Annotated in this window: 19 protein-coding genes and 1 pseudogene; 15 read left to right on the top strand and 5 right to left on the bottom strand. The window is 68.6% G+C overall.

Annotated features, from left to right (window positions below; all coding sequences use genetic code 11):
* Positions 1-17 precede the first annotated feature (17 nt).
* From narH to NVV99_RS03140, 4 genes are all read left to right on the top strand, one after another.
* A complete protein-coding gene (gene narH / locus NVV99_RS03155) occupies positions 18-1,688 on the top strand; it encodes a nitrate reductase subunit beta (RefSeq protein WP_024100667.1) in 1,671 nt (556 codons plus the stop codon).
* Positions 1,685-2,350: a nitrate reductase molybdenum cofactor assembly chaperone gene (gene narJ, locus NVV99_RS03150; protein ID WP_024100668.1), complete on the top strand. Its 666-nt coding sequence runs from the start codon at positions 1,685-1,687 to the stop codon at positions 2,348-2,350. The genes narH and narJ overlap by 4 nt, the downstream gene beginning before the upstream one ends.
* Positions 2,347-3,078, top strand: coding sequence for a respiratory nitrate reductase subunit gamma (narI, locus tag NVV99_RS03145; protein ID WP_006551257.1), 732 nt, complete (start codon positions 2,347-2,349; stop codon positions 3,076-3,078). Before narJ ends, narI begins: the two co-directional genes overlap by 4 nt.
* 84 nt (positions 3,079-3,162) lie before the next feature.
* Positions 3,163-4,500 carry a pitrilysin family protein gene (locus NVV99_RS03140; protein ID WP_006551256.1) on the top strand — a complete coding sequence of 446 codons (1,338 nt, stop codon included), beginning with the start codon at positions 3,163-3,165 and terminating at the stop codon, positions 4,498-4,500.
* Here NVV99_RS03140 and zapE read toward each other — a convergent pair.
* Complete coding sequence (gene zapE / locus NVV99_RS03135) at positions 4,449-5,528, bottom strand: cell division protein ZapE (protein WP_024100669.1); 1,080 nt, start codon at positions 5,526-5,528, stop codon at positions 4,449-4,451. The two genes, NVV99_RS03140 and zapE, sit on opposite strands and share 52 nt — an antisense overlap.
* 23 nt (positions 5,529-5,551) lie before the next feature.
* Here zapE and NVV99_RS03130 point away from each other — a divergent pair, with 23 nt between their 5' ends.
* The 4 genes from NVV99_RS03130 (at position 5,552) to NVV99_RS03115 (ending at position 8,039) form a co-directional block, all read left to right on the top strand.
* Positions 5,552-6,154 carry a TetR/AcrR family transcriptional regulator gene (locus NVV99_RS03130; RefSeq protein ID WP_024100670.1) on the top strand — a complete coding sequence of 201 codons (603 nt, stop codon included), beginning with the start codon at positions 5,552-5,554 and terminating at the stop codon, positions 6,152-6,154.
* An 85-nt stretch (positions 6,155-6,239) separates the two neighbouring features.
* Positions 6,240-6,995: a 4-hydroxy-tetrahydrodipicolinate reductase gene (gene dapB, locus NVV99_RS03125; RefSeq protein WP_024100671.1), complete on the top strand. Its 756-nt coding sequence runs from the start codon at positions 6,240-6,242 to the stop codon at positions 6,993-6,995.
* Complete coding sequence (locus NVV99_RS03120; protein WP_024100672.1) at positions 6,992-7,471, top strand: hypothetical protein; 480 nt, start codon at positions 6,992-6,994, stop codon at positions 7,469-7,471. Before dapB ends, NVV99_RS03120 begins: the two co-directional genes overlap by 4 nt.
* A 64-nt stretch (positions 7,472-7,535) precedes the next feature.
* Positions 7,536-8,039 (top strand): flavodoxin family protein, encoded by a 504-nt coding sequence (locus tag NVV99_RS03115; RefSeq protein ID WP_051424906.1) that lies wholly within the window; start codon positions 7,536-7,538, stop codon positions 8,037-8,039.
* A gap of 2 nt (positions 8,040-8,041) precedes the next feature.
* Here NVV99_RS03115 and NVV99_RS03110 read toward each other — a convergent pair whose 3' ends face one another.
* Complete coding sequence (locus NVV99_RS03110; RefSeq protein ID WP_006551250.1) at positions 8,042-8,482, bottom strand: SRPBCC family protein; 441 nt, start codon at positions 8,480-8,482, stop codon at positions 8,042-8,044.
* Between the two features lie 57 nt (positions 8,483-8,539).
* Positions 8,540-9,019: pseudogene (locus NVV99_RS03105) on the bottom strand (hypothetical protein); the annotation flags it as partial.
* Between the two features lie 104 nt (positions 9,020-9,123).
* On the opposite strand from NVV99_RS03105, the gene thyX reads away from it, so the two are divergent.
* The 6 genes from thyX (at position 9,124) to NVV99_RS03075 (ending at position 17,443) form a co-directional block, all read left to right on the top strand.
* On the top strand, positions 9,124-9,879 hold the full coding sequence (gene thyX, locus NVV99_RS03100; protein ID WP_024100675.1) for an FAD-dependent thymidylate synthase: 756 nt from the start codon (positions 9,124-9,126) through the stop codon (positions 9,877-9,879).
* A gap of 83 nt (positions 9,880-9,962) precedes the next feature.
* A complete protein-coding gene (gene dapA, locus NVV99_RS03095; protein WP_006551247.1) occupies positions 9,963-10,868 on the top strand; it encodes a 4-hydroxy-tetrahydrodipicolinate synthase in 906 nt (301 codons plus the stop codon).
* Entirely contained in the window at positions 10,868-12,673 is a 1,806-nt protein-coding gene (locus NVV99_RS03090) for a ribonuclease J (RefSeq protein ID WP_019289160.1), read from the top strand. The genes dapA and NVV99_RS03090 overlap by 1 nt, the downstream gene beginning before the upstream one ends.
* A gap of 77 nt (positions 12,674-12,750) precedes the next feature.
* A complete protein-coding gene (locus NVV99_RS03085; RefSeq protein ID WP_024100676.1) occupies positions 12,751-13,377 on the top strand; it encodes a TIGR03085 family metal-binding protein in 627 nt (208 codons plus the stop codon).
* 92 nt (positions 13,378-13,469) lie between these two features.
* On the top strand, positions 13,470-16,241 hold the full coding sequence (locus NVV99_RS03080) for a DNA translocase FtsK (RefSeq protein ID WP_197539117.1): 2,772 nt from the start codon (positions 13,470-13,472) through the stop codon (positions 16,239-16,241).
* 218 nt (positions 16,242-16,459) lie between these two features.
* Positions 16,460-17,443, top strand: a complete 984-nt coding sequence (locus NVV99_RS03075; protein WP_006551278.1) for a TerC family protein — start codon at positions 16,460-16,462, stop codon at positions 17,441-17,443.
* On the opposite strand, the gene NVV99_RS03070 is transcribed toward NVV99_RS03075, so the two are convergent.
* Both NVV99_RS03070 and NVV99_RS03065 read right to left on the bottom strand, forming a co-directional pair.
* Entirely contained in the window at positions 17,433-17,717 is a 285-nt protein-coding gene (locus NVV99_RS03070) for a YciI family protein (RefSeq protein WP_019289164.1), read from the bottom strand. The genes NVV99_RS03075 and NVV99_RS03070 overlap by 11 nt on opposite strands.
* Before the next feature lie 26 nt (positions 17,718-17,743).
* Positions 17,744-18,271, bottom strand: coding sequence for an amino-acid N-acetyltransferase (locus tag NVV99_RS03065; protein ID WP_228045020.1), 528 nt, complete (start codon positions 18,269-18,271; stop codon positions 17,744-17,746).
* 43 nt (positions 18,272-18,314) lie between these two features.
* Here NVV99_RS03065 and pgsA point away from each other — a divergent pair, with 43 nt between their 5' ends.
* Positions 18,315-19,109, top strand: a complete 795-nt coding sequence (gene pgsA, locus NVV99_RS03060; RefSeq protein WP_024100678.1) for a CDP-diacylglycerol--glycerol-3-phosphate 3-phosphatidyltransferase — start codon at positions 18,315-18,317, stop codon at positions 19,107-19,109.
* The last annotated feature ends 206 nt before the right edge of the window (positions 19,110-19,315 follow it).

Here is a 19,315-nt window from a genome sequence, read left to right as displayed (position 1 = left end):
CAGGAAGCGAGGCGATCGTGAAGGTCATGGCACAACTCGCGATGGTGATGAACCTCGACAAGTGCATTGGATGCCACACCTGCTCGGTGACCTGCAAACAGGCGTGGACCAACCGGTCGGGCACCGAGTACGTGTGGTTCAACAACGTCGAAACCCGCCCGGGCCAGGGCTATCCGCGCACCTACGAGGACCAGGAACGCTGGCGCGGTGGCTGGGTCCGGGATACCAAGGGACGGCTGCGTCTCCGCGACGGTGGACGCCTCGCGAAACTCGCCCGCATCTTCTCGAACCCGAAGATGCCGTCGATCCACGACTACTACGAACCGTGGACCTACGACTACGACAACCTGACGAACGCCCCGCTCGGCGACCACGTCCCGGTGGCCTCGCCGCGCAGCCTCATCTCCGGTGAACCGATGAAGGTGGAATGGTCGGCGAACTGGGACGACAACCTCGGTGGCTCACCGGCGATCGTGCCCGACGACCCGATCCTGAAGAAGGTCGGCGACCGGGTCAAGCTCGAGTTCGAGCAGACCTTCATGTTCTACCTGCCGCGGATCTGCGAGCACTGCCTCAACCCGTCGTGTGTGGCGTCGTGTCCGTCCGGCGCGATGTACAAGCGGTCGGAGGACGGCATCGTCCTCGTCGACCAGGACCGGTGCCGCGGCTGGCGGATGTGCGTGTCCGGATGCCCGTACAAGAAGGTGTACTTCAACCACAAGACCGGGAAGGCCGAGAAGTGCACCTTCTGCTACCCGCGGGTCGAGGTGGGGCTGCCGACCGTGTGTTCGGAGACATGCGTGGGCAGGCTCCGGTACATCGGTCTGGTCCTCTACGACGTCGATCGGGTCCTGGAGGCGGCATCGGTGGAGAACGACACCGACCTGTACGAGGCGCAACGCGGCCTGCTGCTCGACCCCCGTGACCCCGAGGTGATCGCCGGCGCCCGCGCCGAGGGCATCTCCGACGAGTGGATCGAGGCCGCGCAACGGTCCCCGGTCTACGACCTGATCAGCACTTACCGGGTCGCGTTGCCGCTGCATCCGGAATACCGGACGATGCCGATGGTCTGGTACGTGCCACCGCTGTCACCGGTCGTCGACGCCGTCAGCCGGGAGGGACACGACGGCGAGGACATCGGCAACCTGTTCGGCGCCCTCGACGCCCTGCGCATCCCCATCGCGTACCTCGCGGAACTGTTCACCGCCGGGGACACCGCGACGGTCGAGGCGGTGTTGCGACGACTCGCCGCGATGCGCTCCTACATGCGCGACATCAATCTCGGCCGCGAGACCCGCCCAGAGATCCCCGAGGCCGTCGGCATGACCGAGGAACGGATCTACGAGATGTACCGGCTCCTCGCGCTCGCCAAGTACGACGAGCGGTACGTCATCCCGACCGCCTACGCGGCCGAAGGACATCGGCTCGAGGAGTCGGCGACGGACTGCGCGCTGTCCTACGAAGGTGGCCCCGGCATGTACGAGTCGGGTCCGTTCGGGGAGGCCAGCGGCGTCCCGGTCCCGGTGGCGGTCGAGACCTTCCACGCTCTCGCACAGCGGCAGACCAGTGAGGGGATGGCGGCGAACGCGTCGAACCCGTCGCGGGTGAACCTCCTGAACTGGGACGGCAAGGGCGTACCGACGGGCATGTTCCCGGGCGGTCACGACACGAGGGGGGAGAAGCAATGAGACTGCTGCGTCCACGGCGCGCCGGCGTCGATCGCGCCCTGCACCGTCGCCTCGTCCGTCAGGCCGCGTCGCTGCTGCTCGCCTATCCCGACGCCGGACACGCCGGACGGCTGGACGTCGCCGGGCAGCTCGTCGACCACATCACCGGTCCCGAGCAGGACATGCTGGGGACGGCGGTCCGCGCACTGGACGAACCGGATCTGCTCGTCCTGGCCCAGCGGTACGTCGAGACCTTCGACCTGCGGCGACGCTCGACGATGTACCTGACCTACTGGACCGCGGGCGACACCCGGAATCGCGGCGCCGAGATGCACGCCTTCGCGAGTGCCTACCGCGCCGCGGGCGTCGAGCCGCCCGCCCACGAATCACCCGACCATCTGCCGGTCGTCCTCGAATTCGCGGCCACCGTGGATCCCGCCGCGGGCGAGGAACTCCTCACCCGGTATCGGGTGGCCCTCGACGTGCTGCACACCTCCCTGCACGAGGCCGGCTCGCCGTACGCGCAGGTCGTCGCAGCCGTGTGCGCGACGCTCCCGCCGGTCACCGACCGGGACGAGGAACGGGCCCGGCGCCTCGCGCAGGCGGGACCGCCCCGAGAGTCGATCGGTCTGCAGCCCTTCACTCTGACGGTGCCGCCCCGGCGAGGAGTTCCGGAATCATGAGTGCAGGAGAGATCTTCTGGGACGTGGTGCCGTACGTGACGCTCGCGATCGTCGCGGTGGGGACCTGGTGGCGGTACCGATACGACAAGTTCGGATGGACCACCCGTTCGTCCCAGCTGTACGAGGCGCGGTTGCTGCGCATCGCGAGCCCCATGTTCCACTTCGGGATCCTGGTCGTGATCGTCGGCCACGTCATCGGCCTGGTGATCCCGCAGTCGTGGACCGACGCCGTGGGATTGAGTCAGCACGCCTATCACGTGCAGGCCATCACGCTCGGCACGATCGCGGGTGTCTCGACGCTCGTCGGCATCTCCCTGCTCGTGTATCGCCGTCGCACCCGCGGTCCCGTCTTCAGCGCCACCACTCTCAACGACAAGGTCATGTATGTCGTGCTCGTCGCCGCGATCGTGGCGGGTCTCGCCACCACGCTGATGGGGTCGGGTGTCGTGGGCGAGGAACACAACTACCGGGAGACCGTCTCGCCGTGGTTCCGGTCGATCTGGGTCCTGCAACCCCGCGGCGACCTGATGGTGGAGGCGCCGTTCAGCTTCCAGCTGCACGCGCTGATCGGCCTCGTGCTCTTCGCGATATGGCCGTTCACCCGCCTAGTCCACGCCTTCAGTGCCCCCGTCGGATACCTGTTCCGGCCGTACATCGTCTACCGCAGCCGCGAGGAGGCACGTCCCGGCCGGCTCGTGGGTTCGCAACCGCAACGACGGGGGTGGTGAGCGCGACCGATGGTGGGGGACAGTCCCGGTGTACTGTGAAACGTTCCGCGCCCTCCGACCTTGTCAGGACCACCGAAGATCCCCATGGCTTCCAGTTCCCACGTGAAGAACGACGCTTCGACCCCCGCACCCGTCGCGGCCACCGGCGTCCGCCGCTCGGTCCTCCCCGGGGGAGTGCGGGTCGTCACCGAGCACGTCCCGGGAGTGCGCTCGGCGGCCGTCGGCGTGTGGGTCGGTGTCGGATCCCGCGACGAACAACCGTCGGTCGCAGGCGCCGCCCACTTCCTCGAGCACCTGCTGTTCAAAGCGACCCCGACGCGTACCGCTCTCGACATCGCCGAGACGATGGACGGGATCGGGGGAGAGCTCAACGCGTTCACCAGCAAGGAACACACCTGCTTCTACGCGCACGTCCTCGACGACGACCTGCCGATCGCCGTCGACGTCGTCGCCGACGTCGTCCTGCGCGGCCGGTGCCTGAGCGCGGACGTCGACGTCGAGCGTCAGGTGGTGCTCGAGGAGATCGCGATGCGCGACGACGATCCGGAGGATCTGCTCGGCGACTCGCTGCTCACCGCGCTGTACGGCGATCACCCCATCGGCCGGCCGATCATCGGATCCGTCGAGTCGATCGAGTCCATGACCCGGACCCAGCTGCACTCGTTCCATGTGCGCCGCTACACCCCGCCGCGGATGGTCGTCGCGGTCGCCGGCAACGTCGACCACGCGCACACAGTCGAACTGGTCCGCCGCGCCTTCGCCGGTCACCTGGACGACGCGGCCACCCCCGCGCCCTGCCGAGACGGACGGCTCGAACTGCGCACTGCACCGACGATGAGCATCGTCGAGCGCGACAACGAGCAGGCGCACCTGACGCTCGGCGTGCGGTCCTTCGGTCGGCACGACGGGCGTCGCTGGGCGCTGTCGGTGCTCAACGCAGCCGTCGGCGGTGGGCTGAGTTCGCGCCTGTTCCAGGAGGTGCGCGAGAAGCGGGGCCTGGCCTACTCGGTGTACTCCGGCACCGACACCTTCGCCGACACCGGCGCCTTCTCCGTGTACGCGGGCTGCCAGCCCGACAATCTCGGTGAGGTCGCCGCGGTGGTCCGTGAGGTGCTCACCGACGTGGCCGAACACGGCATCACCGACGCGGAATGCGCTCGCGCAAAGGGGTCGCTGCGCGGCGGTCTCGTGCTCGGACTCGAGGACACCGGGGCGCGCATGCACCGGATCGGTCGCAGCGAACTGAGCTACGGGCAGCACTGGGGCATCACTGAGACCCTCGAACGCATCTCGTCGGTGTCCACCGAGGAGGTGCGCAGCGTGGCAGCCGACCTGCTGCACCGGCCGTTCGCGGTCGCCGTCGCCGGCCCCTACCGGCGCACGCGTGATCTTCCGGCGTCGGTGCGCGCGCTCGTGTCCTGAATCGTCCTCAGCTGAGCCAGTCGGCTCCGGAGGCGTCCGATGTCGTGCGCGACGGGTCCCACCGCGGCAGCGAGTTCCGACGCCGCGACCTCCGAGACGAACACGACCCGCACGTCGCGGTCGTGGAGCACATCCACGAGATTGGCGAACCGCTGCGCGGGTTCGCGACCCACGGTCGTCAGATCCGGGATCTTGTCGACGACCCAGAACAAGTGGTCCGCCGCGAGCGCCAGATAGTCGGCCGGAGCCGTGGGATGCCCGCAGAGATCGCGGAAATCGAACCAGAGACAGTCCTTCTCGGCCCGTAGGGCGCGGAGCGGACGCCCCGCCGGGCGCAGAACCCGATGTTCGACCGGTGCCGGCCGCTCGAGACCGAGCCGTCGTAGCTGCGGATCGGACGGGGAGACGGCCCAGATCCCTGATGCGAATCCCTTCGCATGGTCGGAGCCGAGCCGGTGGTCGCGCGGACCGTCCAGAGCGACGATGGTCGCGCTCCGCTCGACGAGCTCGATCGTCGGGACGAAGCCGTCGTGGAAGAGCGGGTTGGGGAGCAGGTCGCGTGGAGGATAGTTCGAGGTCAGGACGAGACGCGTGCGGCGAGCGAGCAGTGCGGGGAACAGCCGGGCGACGAACGTGCCGTCCGCCGGATCGTGGACGTGGAATTCGTCGAAGCACACGAGTTCGGCGCGGCCGATCAGGTGATCGAGTGCGGCGTCGAGATCGAAGCGGTGCCGTCGCAGCTCGACGTGCAGGTCGCGGAAGAACTCGTGGAAGTGGACGCGCAGCTTGTTCCGTCCGGGATAGGCCGAGAAGTACACGTCGGCGAGCCAGCTCTTGCCGCGTCCGGGTGGGCCCCACAGGTAGACGTTCGGGCGCTCGGGATGACACAGCTGTTCGACAGCGTCGTGTTGCGCGGGATCGAGCACGAACCCCCGGCTGCGCGAGGCGTCCTCGAAGACCGTGCGGGGGACGGGGTTCGACGAGGCGGTGTTCGGCGACATGCGGTTTCTGCGTCGGCGCAACCTCACGGCCGTTACTCTATCATCGTAGAGTGACGACTTCACCCGAACGTCCCTCCCGGCGCACGGCCATCAGCGATGCCGCCCTCGAACTCGCCGCCCGCGGTGGCAACCACGCGGTGACGCACACGGGCGTCGACGTGCACCTCGGCCTGCCGAAGGGATCGACCTCCTACTACTTCCGCACCCGCCACGCGCTCGTCTCGGCTGCGATCACCCGCCTCGCCGAACGGTCGCGCGCGGATTTCGCCGCGCTGTTCGACGACACGACCGGCGACCCGAGCCCTCCTGCCGACCTGATCGCGCGCTATCTCGAACGCCTGCTCACTGTGCGTCGCACCGATGTGCTGGCTCGCTACGCGCTCGCGCCCGACGCGCGCCTCGAACCGGAGGCTGCCGAGGCGCTCGCGGCCTGCATGTTCTCGATCTCCGCGGCCACCGATCTCGTGCGGGAGCTCGGTGCGCCGGACCCCGAGACCGCGGGGCGCGATCTGGTGACCCTGCTCGAAGGAGTTCTGTTCGACCGCACCCACGGCGCTCGTGCCCATACATCCTCGGATTCGGACACGGCGTGCGTCGACGAGATCCGTTCGGCGGTCGCTCTGTGGCTCGACGCGCTCTGCACGCAGCAGTAGGTGGCGTTCGACCCGCTCGGGACGTCTACGGGTGGTTGCGTAGGATTTCCGGGGGAGACGGCAACGAAAGGGCGTGACGACGCAAGTGGATGCAACAAAGGTTCGGGTGGGTGTACTCGGTGCTGCCGGCAAGGTCGGCCAGGCGATCTGCGCCGCCGTCGACGCCGCGTCCGATCTCGAGCTCGTCGCCACCGTCGACAAGGGCGACAGCCTCGACGCCTTCGTGAACTCGCAGACCCAGGTGGTCGTCGACTTCACCCACCCCGACGTCGTCATGGACAACCTGCACTTCCTCGTCGAGAACGGCATCCACGCCGTGGTCGGAACCACCGGCTTCGACGACGAGCGGCTGGATCGCGTGCGGAGCTGGCTCGCCGACCGCCCCGAGGTGGGCGTGCTCATCGCGCCGAACTTCGCGATCGGTGCCGTGCTGTCGATGCGCTTCGCTCAGACCGCCGCCCGGTTCTTCGATTCCGTCGAGGTGATCGAGCTGCACCACCCGAACAAGGCCGACGCCCCGTCCGGCACCGCCTACCGCACCGCCCGTCTGATCGCGCAGGCCCGCGCCGAGGCCGGTGTGGCTCCGAGCCCGGACGCCACCACCACCGAACTCGACGGTGCGCGCGGCGGTGACGTCGACGGTGTCCGCGTGCACTCCGTGCGTCTCGCCGGCCTCGTCGCTCACCAGGAGGTGCTGCTCGGCACCCAGGGCGAGACCCTCACCATTCGGCACGACTCGATCGACCGTTCCTCCTTCGCTCCCGGCGTGCTGCTCGGTGTGCGGGAGATCGGTAAGCGACCGGGGCTGACCGTCGGAATCGATCCCCTCCTCGACCTGTGAGAACCGGCTCGCTCAAGGTCCTCGTCCCCATTGCGTTCATCGTGGTGGCGCTGGGGTTCTACTTCGTTCTGCTCGGCTCCACCGGCCTGGAACTGGTCCGGTCCGGTGAGGTCGCGGCGATCGGTCTCGGGATCGGCATCCTCATTCTCCCGATCGTGGGAGCCTGGATCGTCTACGCGACCCTCCGCGCAGGGCTGCAGCATCAGCACCTCGCGCGGCGGATCCACGACGAAGGCCTCGAACTCGACATCGACGACCTGCCCCGCATGCCGTCGGGGCGGGTCGAGCGGGACGCCGCCGACGAACTGTTCGCGACCGTGAAGCAGGAATGGGAAGCCGACCCCGACAACTGGCGCAACTCCTACCGGCTCGCACGCGCCTACGACTATGCGGGCGACCGCAGTCGTGCGCGGGAGACGATGCGCCGAGCCGTTGCGCTCGAGAAGCTCGAACGGGACGGCCAAGCCGGTTCCTGAACCGGCGAGCGGCTTTGACAACCTCGAGATGGTGCAGCAGCCTGCTGATGTGACGGACGAGGCTGTGGAAGACCGGGCAGGGGCGGGCGAGGCAGGGCGCGAGGACGGATCCCGCACAGTGCTGGTGGTGCATCACACCCCCTCGCCGCCGACTCGCGAGATCCTCGAAGCCGTCCTGGAGGGAGCGCGGGACCCGGAGATCACGGGTGTCACCGTCCGGGTGGTCCCCGCGCTGGGCGCCACGGTGCCCGATGTGCTGGCCGCCGACGGCTTCCTGTTCGGCACGACAGCCAATTTCGGTTACATGTCGGGTGCGCTCAAGCACTTCTTCGACACGGTCTACTACCCGTGTCTCGATGCCGTGGCCGGCCGTCCCTACGGTCTGTGGGTGCACGGGAACAACGACACCGCCGGCGCTGTGGCGTCGGTTCGGCGCTTGACCACCGGGTTGGGTCTCGTGCAGGCTGCTGCCGATCTCGAGATCACCGGACCGGTCGACGCGAAGGTACGCGAGCAGTGCTACGAGCTCGGCGCCATCGTCGCGGCGACCGCGGCCGGTGACATCTGACGTCAGCGGAAGTTCTTCTCCGTGAACGACTTGAGGCCCTTTCCGGCGGTTTCGAGGGCCATCTTCTCGGCGCGCCGCACGAGGAATCCGGGGATGGGGACCTTCGGATCGATGGTCAGTGAGAACTCGGCCGTCGTGCCGGATCCCTTGGCGGTGAGGGTGTAGGCGCCGTCCTGCTGGCGCTGCTGGCTGCTCTCCACCAGGGTCCACGACATCGACCCGTCGCCGTTCCAGGAGTACTCGACGACCTGCTCGTCGGTGATGCCGACGATCGAGACGGTCATCCGTACGCGGTGGGGTCGTCCGTCGGGGTGGGTGGACTCGACGGTGACGGACTTGTGGGTCGACGACCACTCGGGCAGGCGTTCGACCGCGGCGAGCGCGGCCATCACCTGCTCCGGGGTTGCGTCGATGTCGAAACTCCTGGTGCTGCTGACTGCCATGCGCCCTCCGCGTCGCCCGATTGTGTGCGTCGGCACTCTATCGTGCGGTGAGGTGCCTTACGCGTCGCTGCGCGGGTTCGTGTCGTCGGGGCCCGCAGTGTCGTTGCGGCCGGCGGCGTCGTCCGGGCCCGCGGTGTCGCTCGGGTCGGACGGCTGCGGCTCGGTGGGTGCGGGCGGGGTGGGCTTCGCCCAGCCACCCTGACGGCGCCATTCGTCGGCGCGGCGCTGATAGCGCATCTGCTCCCGTAGGGCGCCCTGTACCGCCTGCGCCATCCAGGAGTTGAGTGACACTCCGCTCTGCTGCGCCGCTTCCTCGGCCTTGGTCTTGATCTGTTCGACGAGGCGCAGGGTGACCCGGCTGATGTCGCCCGTCATCTCCTCGAAGGACGGCGTCGGATCCTCGTGCGGGGGAGCGGGTTCGCTGTGGACGGCGAGGACGGCATCGGTGCCGTCGAGGCGCACCGTGACGGTGCGGTCGCCGAGTTCGTCGCTGATCTTGCTGGCCATGTCGGACAGTGCTGCCAGGACCGCGAGGCGGACGGGTGCGGCGATGGCGGTCGCGAGGTCGAGGCGCGTTAGTGTGCGGACGGAAGAGACGGCGCGTCCGGAGGATGCGCGACGACCGAGGCGAGGAGGAGACGATGGCGCCCGAACCCGCCGTTCCGAAGGTCCGGCTCATCGCCACGACGGAGTTCCACGTCCCCGACGACGTCGACTGGGACACCGACGCCGAGGGCGGCGAAGCGCTCGTCGAGTTCGCCGGTCGCGCCTGCTACCAGAGCTGGTCCAAGCCCAACCCCCGCACCGCGACGAACGGCGGATATCTCCGTCACCTGCTCACCGTGGGGCACCTGTCCGTTCTCGAACACGCGACGGCGACCTTCTACATCACCGGCATCTCCCGTTCGTGCACGCACGAGCTGATCCGGCACCGGCACTTCTCGTTCTCGCAGCTGTCGCAGCGTTTCGTCGCCGACGGTGAGGTGCCCGTGGTGGTTCCGCCCGCGATTGCGGGCGATGCCGAACTCGAGGAGTTGTTCTTCGCGGCCGCGGAGCGCAGCCGCGAGGCGTATGTGGCGCTGTTGGCGGCGCTCGACGAGAAGCTCTCGCATCTTCCCGCCGGTCCGTTGCGCGCCAAGCAGGTCCGGGAGGCCGCCCGGGCGGTGCTCCCCAACGCCACGGAGACCCGCATCGTCGTCACCGGAAACTACCGATCGTGGCGTCACTTCGTCGCCATGCGCGCGACCGAACATGCCGACGTCGAGATCCGGCGTCTCGCCGTCGAATGTGTGCGTCAGCTCGCGGATGCCGCACCGAACGCGTTCTCGGACTTCGCGATCACGAAGCTGGCCGACGGCAGTGAGATCGCAGCTCCCACGCTTGCGACCGACCTCTGATCGACCGCTACACCGATCTGTGATCCGTCTTCGGGGGGCGGGCGTGTGTCGAGGCGGCCCTGCCACGCGGTAGCCTTCTGACCATGACCAACGGTGATTCCGCAACTGCTGTCGAGCTTCCGTTCGGCACCGTCGCCACAGCGATGGTGACCCCGTTCACTGCCGATGGCAAGCTCGACGTGGATGCGGGCGTGAGTCTGGCGAACTACCTCGTCGACGGTGGCTGTGACGCACTGGTTCTCGCCGGTACGACCGGCGAATCGCCCACGACGACCGAGAACGAGAAGATGGAGCTGATGCGGGCCGTGCTCGCATCCGTCGGCGACCGCGCCAAGATCATCGCCGGGGCCGGCAGCAACGACACCGCCCACAGCGTCGAGCTCGCCCGCGACGCCGCGCGAGCCGGTGCACACGGCCTGCTCGTGGTGACCCCGTACTACTCGCGGCCCCCGCAGGCCGGCCTCTACGCCCACTTCGTCGCGGTGGCCGACGCGACCGATCTGCCGGTCATGCTCTACGACATCCCACCTCGATCCGTCGTGCCGATCGAGACCGACACACTGCGTCTGCTCGCCGAGCACCCCCGGATCGTCGCGGTGAAGGACGCCAAGGGCGATCTGAACGCGGGCGCCGAGCTGATCGGTACCACCGACCTGAAGTTCTACTCGGGCGACGACCCCCTGAACCTGCCGTGGCTGTCCGTGGGCGCCGTCGGATTCGTCAGCGTCATCGGCCATCTCGTGCCCGGTCGCCTGCGCGAACTGCACACCGCTTTCGAAGCCGGCGATCTCGAACTCGCCCGCCGCATCAATCTGTCGATGGTGCCCATCTATCGCGCCGTCGCTCGGCTGGGCGGCGTGAGCGCCTCGAAGGCCGGCCTGCGGCTGCTCGGCATCGACGTCGGAGAGCCTCGTCTGCCGCAGGTCGCTCCGGTGACCGCGCAGATCGACGCTCTCGCGGCGGATCTCCAGGCTGCGGGGGTGCTGTGATGAGCCGCCCCGCACGCGGCCGGGGCCGCGCCACCCGCAACGCCGGTCCGCCCGCCCGCGTTCCGCGGCGTGTCGCGCAGAACTCGGCGAACCCCCAGCGTCCGGACGCCCGCATCGTCGATCCCACCGAGCGATTGGGTCTGCCGCCGAAGGCTCCTCGCGACGGTCTGCGGGTCGTCGCGCTCGGCGGTATCGGCGAGATCGGCCGCAACATGACGGTCTTCGAGCACCAGGGCCGGCTGCTCGTCGTCGACTGCGGGGTGCTCTTTCCCGAGGACCAGCAGCCGGGCGTCGACCTGATCCTGCCCGACTTCCGGTACATCGAGGACCGGATGGACGACGTCGAGGCGATCGTCCTCACCCACGGCCACGAGGACCACATCGGTGCCGTGCCGTTCCTGCTGCGCCTGCGCCCCGACATCCCGGTCGTCGGGTCCAAGTTCACCCTGGCGCTCGTCGCGGCGAAGTGCCGCGAACACCGCCAGCGTCCCAACCTCGTCGAGGTCGTCGAGGGGCAGACCACCTCGCACGGTCCGTTCGAGTGCGAGTACTTCGCGGTCAACCACTCCATCCCGGACGCGATCGCCGTCGCGATCCGCACCGCTGCGGGCATCGTGCTGCACACCGGCGACATCAAGCTCGACCAGCTGCCGCTCGACAACCGTCTCACCGACCTCGCGGGCTTCTCCCGCCTCGGCGACGAGGGTGTCGATCTGTTCCTCGTCGACTCGACGAACGCCGAGGTCCCCGGCTTCGTCACACCGGAGCGCGAGATCGGCGGAGTGCTCGACACCGTCATCGGCAAGGCCGCCAACCGGGTGATCGTCGCGTCCTTCGCGAGCCACGTGCACCGCATCCAGCAGATCGTCGACGTCGCCGAGCGCTACAACCGGCGTGTGGCGTTCGTCGGCCGGTCGATGGTCCGCAACATGCAGATCGCGCAGGATCTGGGCTACCTGAACGTGCCCGACGGCCTCGAGGTCGACATCGACACCGCCGCGAGCCTGCCCGACGACCGGGTCGTGCTGGTCTCCACCGGTTCGCAGGGCGAACCGCTCTCGGCGCTGTCCCGGATGGCGCGCGGCGAGCACCGGCAGATCAACATCCGGGCCGACGACCTCGTCGTCCTCGCGTCGTCGCTGATCCCTGGCAACGAGAACTCCGTGTTCGCGGTCGTCAACGGCCTGGCCAAGCGCGGCGCGAAGGTCGTCACCCAGCAGAACGCGAAGGTGCACGTCTCCGGTCACGCGTCGGCCGGCGAGCTGCTGTATCTCTACAACGCGGTGCGACCCACCAACGCGATGCCCGTCCATGGCGAGTGGCGCCACCTGCGGGCGAACGCCGCACTGGCCGAGGCCACGGGTGTTCCCCGCGAGCGGATCGTGCTCGCGGAGGACGGTGTGGTCGTCGACATGGTCGACGGACTCGCGGAAATCGTCGGGCGCGTCCCGGTCGGTCACGTCTACGTCGACGGCCTGTCGGTAGGCGACGTGGGCGAGTCCACGCTGTCCGATCGTCTCGTCCTCGGCGAGGGTGGTTTCATCTCCATCTCAGTCGCGGTCGACGCCGCGACCGGCCGTGCGGTGAGCACCCCGGAGGTCTCCGGTCGCGGTTTCTCCGACGACCCGGACGCACTCGACGAGGCGGCGCAGCTCGTCGACAAGGCGCTCAACGAACTCGCTGCCGAAGGGGTCACGGAGACCCATCGCATCGCCCAGGGCATCCGCCGGGTCGTCGGCCGCTGGGTCGCCGAGACCTATCGTCGTCGCCCGATGATCGTGCCCACGGTGATCCCGGTCTCCTGATTGCGGTCCGCGCGGGCCCGCCGAACACGCGGGCTCGCGCGATGGGCGAGGGCAGGAGTGATCGCTAGAGTGGCGGAATGAGCCTCGCCCGAAGCGAACGACATGCCCTCGTCCGCACCATGTCCGAGGTCGGACCCGACGCGCCGACGCTCTGCGGCGACTGGACGGTCCGGGATCTCGCCGCGCACCTGCTCGTCCGCGAGCGCCGCGTGGACGCGATGCCCGGCATCGTCGTCCCGGCCCTGGCCGATCACACGGAGAAGGTGCGACGCTCCGCCACCGACCGACAGTGGGCACACGTGCTCGCCGACGTCGATTCCGGCCCGCCGAAGTGGTCGCCGATGTTCCTGTTCGACGCCGTCGCCAACGCGGCGGAGATGTTCGTGCACCATGAGGACGTGCGCCGCGCGCAGCCCGGATGGGAGCCGCGGACGCTGTCGGCGGACGATCAGGACCAGCTTTGGCGCATCGCGCGGATGATCGGACGCAACAGCTACGGCGGATGCGACGTCACGGTGATCTTCGAGAGGTTCGGTTCCGGCGAGCGGGTCGCCCTGCGCAAGCGCGGTCCGCGCACCGTCGTGCTGCGCGGCGAACCGTCCGAACTCGTGCTGCACGCCTTCGGCCGCGACCAGGTGCGGCTCGAGATCGAGGGCGACGAGTCGGCGGTCTCCGAACTGGCGGGATCGAAACGCGGCCTGTGAGCGCTCGCCCGGACGGCGTGTGACCAGTGCCGCCGACCGGTACCCGTGTTGCTGATGGTTCATGAGAGGTCCGTGCGGCTACCCTGGCGGATATGGCAGGAAAGTCGTCGGGCAGCCGCGGAACGTCGTCTACGACCTCTCGGTCGCGGACGGGGGCGCGGGGCTCGGGCGGCAGCACCTCCCGTGCTCGCAGCGCGGCTGCCTCCACCTCGAAGACCAGATCGACCGCGAAGACGAAGGCGTCCGGATCGACCCGGTCCACCCCTGCGCGCAAGCCGCGCGCCGCGGCCTCGACCGCGAACCGTCGCAGCGGCGGCACCGCACGTCGCGCTCCGGCCGCGAGTCGACGCCCCGCGCCCGCCCGTCCCCGGCGCAGTTCCGGGGGGATCCTCACCGCCGTGGGCCGCACCGTCGGCGCCGGCTGGATGATGACGGCCCGCGCTGTCGGAGCCACGACCCGCACGATGGGTCGCGCCACCGAGATCGAGTCCGGACACCGTCGCGACGGCATCGCGCTCGGATTGATCTCCATCGGTGTGATCATCGCCGGCACGGTGTGGTTCGGCGTCGGCGGCCCGGTGGGGGAGTGGGTCGAGACGGCCGTCCGCGCCATAACGGGTGGTGCGAGCGCGGTCCTTCCGCTCGTCGCGGTCGGCATCGCGGTGACGCTCATGCGCACCGAACCGCATCCCGAGATCCGTCCCCGGCTCGTCGTCGGCGGACTGCTCGTCGGTCTCCCCGCACTGGGCCTGTGGCACGTCGCCTCCGGTTCACCCACCGACGCGGAGGGCCGCTCGGAAGGGGCCGGTTTCGTCGGTGCCGCCGTGGGCGGCCCGCTCACTTCCGGGCTCACCGTCTGGCTGTCCGTGCCGCTGATGCTCCTCGCGGCGGGCTTCGGGATCCTGTTGCTCACCGGCACCACGGTGCGGGAGCTGCCCGAACTGTTCCGCGACTACTTCGGCCTCGGCTACCGCGCCGACGACGAGTACGGCGACTACGACGACGATTACGGCTACGACGAGCCGCCGATGTTCGACGCCGACGGCTACCCGATCGACGAGCCGCCCGCCCCCAAGCGGTCCCGCCGCCGGCGTACCCCGGTGGAGAACTACCCGCCTGACGAGTTCGACGGCGACGCGAAGACGGAGGTGCTCCCGCTGTGGGACGACCGCGCATCCGAACCCGAGGCGCCCGCCTCACCGCCGGCCACACTGGAGGTGCCCTCGGTCGCCGAGACCCCGGCCGCAGCGCCGGCCCCGGCTCCCGCCCGCAAGAAGCCGAAGGCCGCCCCGGTACCCGAGGTCGTCGACCAGACCTCCGAGCCGGAACCGGCCGAGACGTTCGTGCGCGACCGCGAGGTCGACGGCGACTACACGCTGCCCTCACTGGAGCTGCTCACCAAGGGCGACCCGCCCAAGACGCGGTCGGCCGCGAACGACCAGATGATCGAGGCGATCACCGAGGTCCTCGAACAGTTCAAGATCGACGCCGCGGTCACCGGCTTCACCCGTGGCCCGACCGTCACCCGCTACGAGGTCGAACTCGGCCCCGGCGTCAAAGTCGAGAAGATCACCGCGCTCGCCCGCAACATCGCGTATGCGGTTGCGACCGACAACGTCCGGTTGCTCGCACCGATCCCGGGCAAGTCCGCCGTCGGCATCGAAGTCCCCAACACCGACCGCGAACTCGTGCGGCTGTCGGACGTGCTCGCAGCACCGTCGACCCGCCGCGACCATCACCCCCTCGTCATCGGTCTCGGCAAGGACATCGAGGGCGACTTCGTCTCCGCCAACCTCGCGAAGATGCCGCACCTGCTGGTCGCCGGTTCGACCGGTTCCGGTAAGTCGAGCTTCGTCAACTCGATGCTCGTGTCGCTGCTCATCCGCGCGACGCCCGACGAGGTGCGGATGATCCTCATCGACCCCAAGATGGTCGAGCTGACGCCCTACGAGGGCATCCCGCACCTGATCACGCCGATCATCACGCAGCCGAAGAAGGCCGCGGCGGCACTGGCCTGGCTCGTCGAGGAGATGGAGCAGCGCTACCAGGACATGCAGGCCAACCGCGTGCGCCACATCGACGACTTCAACACGAAGGTGAAGTCGGGGGAGATCACCGCACCGCTCGGCAGCGAGCGCGTGTACCGGCCGTATCCGTACATCCTCGCCATCGTCGACGAGCTCGCCGACCTGATGATGACGGCCCCACGCGACGTCGAGGACGCGATCGTCCGCATCACCCAGAAGGCCCGCGCCGCCGGCATCCACCTCGTGCTCGCCACCCAGCGACCCTCGGTGGACGTCGTCACGGGTCTCATCAAGACGAACGTGCCCTCGCGACTCGCGTTCGCGACGAGTTCGCTCACCGACTCGCGTGTCATCCTCGACCAGCCCGGTGCCGAGAAGCTCATCGGTATGGGCGACGGACTGTTCCTGCCGATGGGTGCGGGCAAGCCGATCCGCCTGCAGGGTGCGTTCATCACCGACGAGGAGATTGCAGGGGTCGTCGACTTCGCCAAGAACCAGGCCGAACCCGAGTACAACGAGGGCGTCACCGCCCCGAAGGCCGGCGACAAGAAGGACGTCGACCCCGACATCGGCGACGACCTCGACGTCTTCCTGCAGGCCGTCGAACTCGTCGTCACGAGCCAGTTCGGTTCGACGTCGATGCTGCAGCGCAAGCTCCGCGTCGGCTTCGCCAAGGCCGGTCGCCTGATGGACCTGATGGAGACCCGAGGCGTGGTCGGGCCGAGCGAGGGCAGCAAGGCCCGCGAGGTGCTGGTCAAACCCGAGGAACTCGACGGCCTGCTGTACTCGATCCGTGGCGGCGGGGATCCGGTGGAAGTGCCTGCCGCAGAGCAGTGAGACATGCCCGTTCGACCGGCCGTCCCTGTTGCCTTCCGGCGGGAAGTGACGATGTGTGGCACAATCGTGGGAGCTGTGGAGGGGAGTATCCCCAGATCCGCGGCGGTCTCGTCAACACGTTCGGCACCGATGCCGTCCCGGGGCCGTCGGTCCGGCGATAGTCCGGGCGGGAGAGACCTCCGGCAGGTACGCATACCTACCGGAAGGCCTATGTGCCCATGCACGTAAACCTGACTACCTGGTTGATCACGATCGCCGTCATCATCGGGTTGTTCATCTTCGACTTCTTCGCCCACGTCCGCAAGCCGCACGCGCCCACACTGCGCGAATCCGGTTTCTGGTCGGCCGTCTTCGTCGCCATCGCGATCCTCTTCGGCGTGATCGTCTTCGCGGTCTGGGGACCGACCTACGGCGGTGAGTACTTCGCCGGCTACATCACCGAGAAGGCGCTGTCGGTCGACAACCTCTTCGTGTTCGTCATCATCATGGCCACCTTCGCGGTGCCCCGTGAGTACCAGCAGAAGGTCCTCACCATCGGCATCGTGCTGGCGCTGGTCATGCGCGGAGCCTTCATCGCGGTCGGTGCCGCGGCGATCAACGCCTACAGTTGGGTGTTCTACCTGTTCGGCTTCTTCCTCATCTACACGGCGGTCAAGCTCATCCGCGACCACGGTGAGGACCCGCAGGCCATCTCGGAGAACCGGATGGTCAAGCTGGCCCGGAAGTTCCTGCCGGTGCACGACGAGTACGACGGCGACCGCCTCGTCACCCGCATCGACGGCAAGAAGTTCGTCACGCCGATGCTGCTCGCGCTCGTCGCGATCGGCTTCACCGACATCCTCTTCGCGCTCGACTCGATCCCCGCGATCTACGGTCTGACCAACGAGCCGTACCTGGTGTTCACTGCGAACGCCTTCGCGCTGATGGGCCTGCGTCAGCTGTTCTTCCTCATCGGCGGTCTGCTCGAGCGGTTGGTCTACCTGTCCTACGGACTGTCGATCATCCTCGCGTTCATCGGCGTGAAGCTGGTGCTCCACGCCCTGCATGAGAACACGCTCGGCTGGATCAACGGCGGCGAGCACGTCGCCGTCCCGGAGATCTCCACCGGCGTGTCCCTGATCGTGATCGTCGGAGTGCTGGCCGTGACGACGGTGGCCAGCCTGCTCAAGACGCGCGGTGAGAAGGAATCCGTCAGGAGTTGAACACGCCCATCACCGGGTTCCACCCGGTGATGCGCACGGCATCGACGAGGTCGCGCTGCGCGAACGGGTCCTGGGCCATCAGTTCGCGCGCCGCGGCCTCGTCGGCCACGTCGACGAGGATGAGCGCACCCGAACCGTCGGTCCACGGGCCGGTCGCCCGCACGGTGCCCTGTTCGACGAGATCGCCGAGCCATGCTCGGTGCTTCGGGCGGTGCTCGTCGCGCGCCGAGGCGGTCGCATCCGAATAGGTGTACTCGACGGCGAACAGGGCCATGCGGGCCTCCCTTTCGTGGGTCTCGATCAGAGGGTGAGGAGCATCCGGGTGTTCCCGAGCGTGTTCGGTTTCACGTAGCTCAGGTCCAGAAACTCCGCGACGCCCGTATCGTACGACCGGCACATCTCCGCATAGACCTCGGCCGTCACCGGAGTCCCCTGGATCTCCGTGAAACCGTGCCGCGCAAAGAACTCCACCTCGAAGGTGAGCACGAACAGTCGTTCCAGCTCGAGTTCGCGGGCGACCTCGATGAGGCGCTCGACGATCAGGTGACCTGCGCCGTGGCCCTTGACGGACGGGTCGACGGCCACGGTGCGCACCTCGCCGAGATCCGACCACAGCACGTGCAGGGCCCCGCACCCGACGACCCGACCCCCGAGTTCGGCCACCCAGAACTCCTGGACGGCCTCGTACAGGGTCACCAGATTCTTCTCGAGCAAAATCCTGCCCGCATAGATGTCGATGAGCCGCTTGATCTCGGGCACGTCGGAGGTTCGGGCGCGCCGTACGACCATTCGATCGTTCGAGTCGTGGTTCGTCGGCGGTGTCGTCATGCGGTGAACAGTAGCGCGTGCGGCTACCGATATTGTGGGGCACATGAGCACGCCCCGCCAGCATGTCACCGCGTCGGGCGGGAGCGGCGCCGCACCGGGACCGCACGCCGGGAGCCCGCACGATCCGGTGCCGTTGTGGAACATCGCCAACATCTTGACGGTGGGTCGGATCGCGTTGGTACCGGTCTTCCTGGTGCTGCTCTTCGTCGGCGACGGGCACGACATCGGGTGGAGGCTCGCGGCGACCGGAGTCTTCGCGATCGCCGCCATCACCGACCGGATCGACGGTCAACTCGCGCGAAAGCACGGTCTCGTCACCGATTTCGGCAAACTCGCCGATCCTATCGCCGACAAGGCCCTCATCGGTGCCGCGCTGGTCGGGCTGTCGATGCTCGGTGACCTGTCGTGGTGGGTCACCGGGATCATCGCTGCTCGGGAGCTGGGGATCACCGCCCTGCGGTTCGCCGTGCTCCGGCACGCCGTGATCCCGGCGAGTCGCGGTGGCAAGCTCAAGACGCTGGTGCAGACGCTCGCCATCGGTGTCTACCTGCTGCCGCTGCCCGAATCGGTGGCGCCGGTGGCGATCGGCCTGATGATCCTGGCGGTCGCCCTGACGGTGGTGACGGGACTCGACTACGTGGTCCAGGCGATCCGGCTGCGTACCGGGGTGCGCCGGAGCGAGAGCGAGACCGCCCGTGCGGAGGACGTCCCGAGGGTGGACGTCCTGGGGGTGGACGTCGCGGGGGTGGACGTCGCGGGGGAGGGCGCCGCGGGGGAGGGCGCCGCTGCCCAGGACACGCCGGGCGACGGCCGCACGGTGGGCGAGGACGCCCGGTAACCACGGGGCGGGACATGCGGGATCCGGCTCGGTGCGGTCGACACCGCTGTGTCGGGACTACGCTGTGTCGGGACTACTCGGGCGTCTGCAACCGCCGTCGGCGTTGTAATGTCTGGACACCGCGGTATCGAGGTCCGATCGAGCTGCGGGAACCTCGCAGCGTCGTCGTGCGTTGACGAGGTGTCGGCACGACGGACGAAGGAGGA

The sequence above is a fragment of the Rhodococcus sp. PAE-6 genome (genome assembly GCF_025290685.1).
GTDB classification, from domain to species: domain Bacteria; phylum Actinomycetota; class Actinomycetes; order Mycobacteriales; family Mycobacteriaceae; genus Rhodococcus; species Rhodococcus pyridinivorans.
The sequence above is the reverse complement of the archived record's forward strand: the minus strand, read 5'-3'. Positions and strand labels throughout refer to the sequence as shown.